The following is a 6,424-nucleotide window of genomic DNA, read 5'->3' as shown; positions in this document are numbered from 1 at the left end:
TGGCCGTTCGCGGGCTCGACCGGGCCGATGGGCAAGCAGGCCGCCGAGATCGGCTACGATGAAACCGCCTTGGTCGTGCGCGTGGGTGCCGCGCCGGGGCTGAACTGGGTCGCCGCCGGCCTGGACGACGGGCGGGTCTGGGCCTGCGACCTGGCCGGCCAGAAGATCATCCCGCTGAAGGCCGAAAAGGGCTCGCCCATCTCCGCGCTCGCCATGTCGAGCGACGGCCGCCGCGTCGCCTGGGGCGACGAGGACGGCGGGGCAGGCGTCGCGGAGATCGCACAATAAAGAACCTCCCCCGCCGCGACTGCGACGGGGGAGGCGCTGGCTACGGTCGAGGGCGGCGGATCAGCGGTGGTCGAAATCGCCCCGCCACCGGCACACGCGGTGGTGATGGCGCCACACGCACACCCGGTGCCGGTGATGGCGCATGTGATGATCCATGTGGTCGTGATCGCGGTCCACCACGGCGGCGTCGCGATGGTCGCCGGGGTTGTCGCGGTGGTCGCCGTATGGCTGGGCCGCAGCGGCTCCGGCCAGGGCGGTCACGGCAAGCGCAATGATCAGTGTCTTCACAGGCGTTCTCCTCGGGTCGTGATCAAAGCCTAACGCCGTGAGGCGAAGGTTTGTTCGTTCCCGCGGTCGTCAGCGGTCGCCGCGGTCTCCCTGGCCGGGCTTGACCTTGGTCTTGGCGTCCTTCCGCTGGTCGGCGGCCAGTGAGCGCCCGACGTCCACCTGCTTGCCGAACTGGCCCTTTTCGTCACGACGCACGTAGCGCTTGTCGCCCTTGTGCGGCTCGATCAGCTCTCTGCCCGTCATCTCAAAATCTCCGGAATAGGGTTGCACTGGGTCAACGGGAGCGATTCCGCGCCGGTTCCCGGCAAAGGTCGGCGTCGGACCTGAAACAATTCTGCGGCCAAGCTTGGAACGCGAACCGGGGGTTCTCCGCTTCTGGCCTCGCGGTGCTTCCGCCGCGCTCGCTGCAAAGTCCCCGATGAACCTGCTTTTCCTGATTGCCCTGATCTGCGCCCTGCTGGGCCTGATGATCCCCAAGATCTTCGGGATGATCGGCCGCAGACGCTAAGGGCTTGAGTTCGCCGCCCGAGGCCCTAAAGCCTGGAGGCGGTATCAAGTCGGGGATTTGGTGACATGGCGGTCGCTCTGGCGGCTCTGGCGGCGGCGGCCGCGATCTCGGGCGTTCATCAGTACGAGCGCGTCGCGCTCTCGCCCAACGGCGCCTTCGTGGCATCGGTCGAATCCTTCGAGACGCCGCGCCGGCCCGAGGCGCCGCACGGCACGGTCGTGGTCCGCCGCGCCTCCGATGGCGTGGTCATGGCGACCTACGACCCCTGCGCGACCTGCCGCTATGACGATCCGGCCTGGTCGCCGGACGGCAAGACGCTGGCCTTCACCTCGTCGGACCGCAAGACACACACCTCGGCCCTGGTGTTCGGGGACACGAGCGGCGCCCACACGGTGCTGAGCTTCGATGGCCTGATCGCCAAGCCGCGCTTCTCGCCCGACGGCAAGGCGCTGGCGGTTCTGGCCACGGCCCATGCCCACAAGGAGGCGGGCGCGACGAGCGCGGGGACCCGCCGGGTGGGCGACCTCGACGCCGCCCCGGACGAGCGCCGCATCGCGGTGGTGGAGGGCCAGGCGCTGCGCATGGTCTCGCCGGGCGATCGCTTCGTCTACGAGTACGACTGGACCCCGGACGGCAAGGGCTTCGTGGCCAGCGACGCGCCTGGCGACGGCGACAACAACTACTGGGTCGCCCGTCTCGAGGCGGTGGACCTCGCCACCGGCCAGGCGCGCCTGCTGGCGGCCCCGAAGCTGCAGGTGGCCAACCCGCGCGCCGCGCCGGACGGCAAAAGCGTGCTCTTCATCGGCGGCCTGATGAGCGACTTCGGCTCGGTCGGCGGCGACCTCTACGCCGTGCCGATCGCGGGCGGGGAACCGCAGGACCTCACCCCCGGCTTCAACGGCAGTTTCACCTCGCTGATGCGCACCCGCACGGGCGTCTTCGCCACCGTGCTGGTCGGCGATCGCCAGAGCCTGGTGGAGATCGGCAAGGCGGGGCCGGGCAAGCCGCTGTGGACCGATGCGGCCAGCATCGGCGCGGGCGACGGCCATTTCTCAATGTCCGCTGACGGGCGCGAGCTCGCGACCAGCTACCAGACCTTCGCGCTCGCCCCGCGGATCGTGGCGGGCCCCCTCGGCAAGGCCGTGCCGATCACCCACGACAACGACGCGCTCACGGCCAACGCCGAGGCCAAGAGCGTCACCTGGACCAACGAGGGCCACCAGATCCAGGGCTGGCTGCTGACGCCCAAGGGCCTCACCGCCGGCAAGACCTATCCGATGGCCGTCCAGGTGCACGGCGGACCCTCCGCCGCGGTCACCCCGCGCTTCATCTGGGAGGGCGACGTCCACGCCCTGCTGGGCCACGGCTACTTCATCTTCCTGCCCAACCCGCGCGGCTCCTATGGCCAGGGCGAGGCCTTCACCAAGGCCAACATCGAGGACTTCGGCGGCGGCGACCTGCGGGACATCCTCAAAGGGGTCGACGCGGTGGAGAAGATCGCTCCGGTCGACGACCACCGCCTGGCGGTGATGGGCGGCTCCTACGGCGGGTTCATGACCATGTGGACCGTCACCCAGACCAACCGCTTCCGCGCCGGGGCGGCCGGGGCCGGCATCGCCGACTGGGTGAGCTACTATGGCGAGAACGGCATCGACCAGTGGATGGTCCCGTTCTTCGGCGGCACCGCCTACGACAACCCGGCCGTCTACGACCGCCTGTCGCCGATCCGCTACATCCGGCAGGCCAAGACGCCCACCTTCATCTACGTCGGCGAGCTGGACGTGGAATGCCCCGCCCCGCAGTCCATCGAGATGTGGCACGGGCTGAAGGCCATGGGCGTGCCGACCTCGCTGATGATCTACCCCGGCGAAGGCCACCACATCGCCGACCCGGTCCACCAGGCCGACATCGAGGACCGCGTCGTCGCCTGGTTCGACAAATACCTGGGGAGTTAGAGCGCCTCCGCCTCTCCGCCCGCCGCCCGGAGCGCCGCCAGCCGGCCGAACGCGATGGTCAGCGCCTTGCGCCGCGCACCGGCCAGCGGGACCACCGGCGCCTCGCGCAGCACCGCGCCCCCGAACCCGTCCGCCACGATCAGGCCGGGCTCTTCGGGCAGCACCTCGCGCGGGAACTCCGGGGCCACGGCGAAGGCGAAGGCGTCGCAGTAGGGCCCGTACTCATGCCACTTCTGGTCGGTGCGGAAGTCCTCCAGCCCCGACTTCACCTCGACGATGAACAGCTCGCCCTTGGGCCCCAGCGCCATCAGGTCGGCGCGCCGCCCGTTCGGCAGCGTCACTTCGGCGAGCGGCGCATAGCCCAGCGCGGTCAGGAGCCGGCCGGCGCCGCGCGTGACGCTGGCGGTGGTCTCGGGCCTGGAAACCGCGACGACGGTGACGGAGACGTCCATGTCGGAAATCTTGTTCCGGCTACGTTCGCGATGCAAGGGTCAGTGAGTAGGCTCGGCGTGGTGATGCTCAAAGACCGGTCGACTGCGCCAAGTCACGACTACGTGCCGAGGCCGCAGATATTCCCAGGTCTCGACCGCGGAAGCGACAACGATGATCCCAATGATTGCGATCAGGAAGGCGCGAAGGTTCAGCGACCTAGCTCCGCGGCGGCAGCGGGAATTCCAGGCGGTTCACGTCGAAGCCCAGCTGCTTGATCCGCGTCAGCGCTTCGCTGCGCACGGCGGCGGCCATCACCGGCTTCTGCGACATCAGCCACAGATAGTGGCCGTCGTCGGTGGAGAGGATCAGCCAGCCCTCGGCCGCGCGATGGTCCAGGACCCTGTATTCCTTGGAAACCAGCCCGCCGAAGAAGCTCATCTTGAAGATCGAGTTGGTGGCCGGATCGAGGCTGCGGGCCTTGGCCTTCCACTCCGAGACCGGGCCGTCGACGCGGCCCTTGTGGCAGGCCTGCACGACCGCGAAACCCTCGCCGGAGCGCGTCCAGTCGGAGGTCCCGGCCTCGCAGCCCTTCTGCAGCTGGTTCGGGATCCGCGCCACTTCGTACCAGCGCCCCGTCATCTGGGTCAGCTCGATGTGCGGCGCCGCGGCGGTGGTCGCAGCGGCCGAGCCGGGGCTGGCGGCCAGCGCCGGCGTGACGGCCGCGAACGCTGCGGCGACGGCGGCGGAGATCAGGGTGCGCTTCAGCATGGGCCCCAGATACGTACGTAACAGCGATATTGAAACCCGCGCGCATGTCGCGCCCGCCGGGTCATATGGCCGCAACATAGCACCCCAAGCTGAACCGTTGATGACAGGGAAGAACTATTCTCATCCGTCATCCCAGGCCTTGCAGGGGAACTACTCCGCCGCGATCGTCACGGCCCGCGCGCGATCCTGGAAGTTGATCGCCTGCAGGTAGGCGATGCCGGCCTCGGCGATGTCGTCGCCCGGCATCCGCAGGCCCTCGGCGGCGAGCTCGTCCATGTCGACGTACATGGCGTAGAAGCCGCGCGTCCGCTCGGTGATCAGGCCGGCGTTGTTGAGCGTCTTGATCAGCACCCGGAAGACGTTGGTCTCGCCCTTGAACTTGCGCGTCGGGTCGCGCTCCTTGCGGCGCTGGACGATGTCGGCGATCACCCGCTCGGGATCGAGGCCGAAGCGGCCGTAGATGTCGGCCATTTCCCGCGGGTCGCCGCGGTCGAAGAGCAGCTTCTGGGCGCAGTGGGCGGTCCAGTCCTCGACCTGGTTGCGCTCCGCCTCGGTCAGCTGCGGCACGGTGCGGTCGGCCCAGATCTTCCCGAACTTGTGGTGGAAGGCCTCGTCGGTCATCACCAGCTGGAACAGCTTCCGGGCCAGCGGGTCGCGGTTGTAGCGATAGCCGTTGGAGAAGGCGCCCATGGCCAGGCCCTCCACCAGCATCTGCATGCCGACGATCTTCTTGTAGACCTCCGGCGCCTCGATGATCTCGACGAGCAGGCTCTTCAGCGCCGTCCCGCACACCGTCGGCCGCCCCCAGCGCACCTTGATATACTTGGCGAAGGCGGTGACGTGGCGGGCTTCCTCGCGCGTCTGGTTGGCCGCGTACTCCTGGGCGCCCTGGTCGTAGAGCACGTGGCAGAGGCTGGCCGAGAGGTTCAGCGCGCCCTGCTCGCCATGCAGGATCGAGGAGAAGCTGCGCAGCTGCATGTAGTTGATGAAGCCTATCTTCTGCTTCGGATCCTTCAGCGTCTCGGCCACGTACGGCAGCCGCAGGATCGGCTGGGTCTCGTCCGGCATCAGCGCCTCGGTCTCCAGGTCGAAGGGCTCGGAGAAGTCGATGTACTTGGGGTCCAGCGGATCCCAGAAATGGTCGTGGGTGGCCGAGATGATCTTGTCGAAGGCGCTCGAGCGCTCGCCGTAACGGTCGAGCGTCAGCATGGACTCGAAGTCGTCCGGCGCGACGGCGCCGTACATGGCGTCCTTGGTGATGTTGCCGTCGGCCATCGGGGTCCTCCGCCGGATGCGTGGGCGATGTTCACCCTCGCGGCCCGCGGCGTCAAAGAAAATGGCGGGGGCGTCATTTCCCGCTAGTCTCCCCGACCAAGGGAGGCGGCGCATGGCGAGCGAGCGGCCGTTCGAGCTGGGCGACTGGCGCGTCGAGCCGGCGCGGGGCGCGATCGCGCCGCTGTCCGGCGGGCCCGAGACCCGGCTCGAGCCGAAGCTCATGGACCTGCTGCTGCTGTTCGCCGGCTCCGGCGGGCGCGTGCTCTCCAAGGACGAGATCATCGGCGGCGTCTGGGGCGGCCGCGCCATCGGCGACGACACCCTGGCCGCCGCCATGAGCCGCCTGCGCCGCGCACTCGGCGAGACCCGCGAGCATCGATACATCGAGACCCTGCCCAAGCGCGGTTATCGCCTGCTGGGCGCCGTCGAAGGGCCGATGGCCGCCGCGCCTGGGCGCGAGCCGCCGCGCGAGGCCGCCGAGCTGCTCGCCAAGGCCCGCGCCGCGCTGGCGGCCCCGCTGGGCCTGGCCCAGGCCCGCCTCTACTTCGACGCCGCGGTGAAGGCCGCGCCGGGCTGGGCGCCGGCGCACGCCGGCCTCGCCGAGGCGCTGATCGCCGAGCAGCTGACGAGCTCGGCCGAGGGGCTGCTCACGGCCGCCAAGGCCGAGGCGCGCACCGCGACCCTGCTGGACGAGAGCCTCGCCGCCGGCTGGGCGGCGCTGGGCCTTGCGATGCTGCTCGCCGAGCGCGCCTTCGAGCCGGCGGACGCGGCGCTCCGCCGGGCGATCGCGCTCGATCCTGGCCTCGGCCCGACGCGGCGCCACCACGCCTTTGCGCTGGCCGCCGTCGGCCGCTTCGTGGAGGCCGAGCGCGCGGCGCGCAAGGCGGTCGAGCTGGAGCCGGTGTCGCTC

Annotated in this window: 7 protein-coding genes and 1 pseudogene; 3 read left to right on the top strand and 5 right to left on the bottom strand. The window is 69.8% G+C overall.

Features of this window, described 5'->3' with window-relative positions; genetic code table 11:
• Positions 1 to 288: pseudogene (locus tag Q0W60_RS16990) on the top strand (WD40 repeat domain-containing protein); the annotation flags it as partial.
• A 60-nt stretch (positions 289 to 348) separates the two neighbouring features.
• Here the strand turns inward: Q0W60_RS16990 and Q0W60_RS16985 are convergent.
• Complete coding sequence (locus tag Q0W60_RS16985; RefSeq protein WP_297697270.1) at positions 349 to 576, bottom strand: hypothetical protein; 228 nt, start codon at positions 574 to 576, stop codon at positions 349 to 351.
• Positions 577 to 645: 69 nt separating this feature from the next.
• Complete coding sequence (locus tag Q0W60_RS16980; RefSeq protein WP_297697269.1) at positions 646 to 819, bottom strand: hypothetical protein; 174 nt, start codon at positions 817 to 819, stop codon at positions 646 to 648.
• 330 nt (positions 820 to 1,149) lie between these two features.
• Between Q0W60_RS16980 and Q0W60_RS16975 the strand changes: the two genes are divergently transcribed.
• On the top strand, positions 1,150 to 3,039 hold the full coding sequence (locus tag Q0W60_RS16975; protein ID WP_297697268.1) for a S9 family peptidase: 1,890 nt from the start codon (positions 1,150 to 1,152) through the stop codon (positions 3,037 to 3,039).
• Here Q0W60_RS16975 and mmcB read toward each other — a convergent pair.
• The 3 genes from mmcB to Q0W60_RS16960 all read right to left on the bottom strand — a co-directional run bounded on the left by mmcB (position 3,036) and on the right by Q0W60_RS16960 (position 5,514).
• Positions 3,036 to 3,491 (bottom strand): DNA repair putative endonuclease MmcB, encoded by a 456-nt coding sequence (gene mmcB, locus Q0W60_RS16970; protein WP_297697267.1) that lies wholly within the window; start codon positions 3,489 to 3,491, stop codon positions 3,036 to 3,038. The genes Q0W60_RS16975 and mmcB overlap by 4 nt on opposite strands.
• 196 nt (positions 3,492 to 3,687) lie before the next feature.
• The gene (locus Q0W60_RS16965) at positions 3,688 to 4,239 is read right to left on the bottom strand and encodes a lipocalin family protein (RefSeq protein ID WP_297697266.1); all 552 of its coding nucleotides are present in this window, start codon (positions 4,237 to 4,239) and stop codon (positions 3,688 to 3,690) included.
• 150 nt (positions 4,240 to 4,389) lie between these two features.
• Positions 4,390 to 5,514 (bottom strand): ferritin-like domain-containing protein, encoded by a 1,125-nt coding sequence (locus tag Q0W60_RS16960; protein WP_297697265.1) that lies wholly within the window; start codon positions 5,512 to 5,514, stop codon positions 4,390 to 4,392.
• Positions 5,515 to 5,626: 112 nt separating this feature from the next.
• Between Q0W60_RS16960 and Q0W60_RS16955 the strand changes: the two genes are divergently transcribed.
• The coding region (locus Q0W60_RS16955; protein ID WP_297697264.1) for a winged helix-turn-helix domain-containing protein at positions 5,627 to 6,424 on the top strand (798 nt) is incomplete at its 3' end.

Source organism: Phenylobacterium sp., assembly GCF_025934275.1.
GTDB lineage: Bacteria > Pseudomonadota > Alphaproteobacteria > Caulobacterales > Caulobacteraceae > Phenylobacterium.
This window is presented reverse-complemented; position numbering and strand designations above follow the sequence as displayed.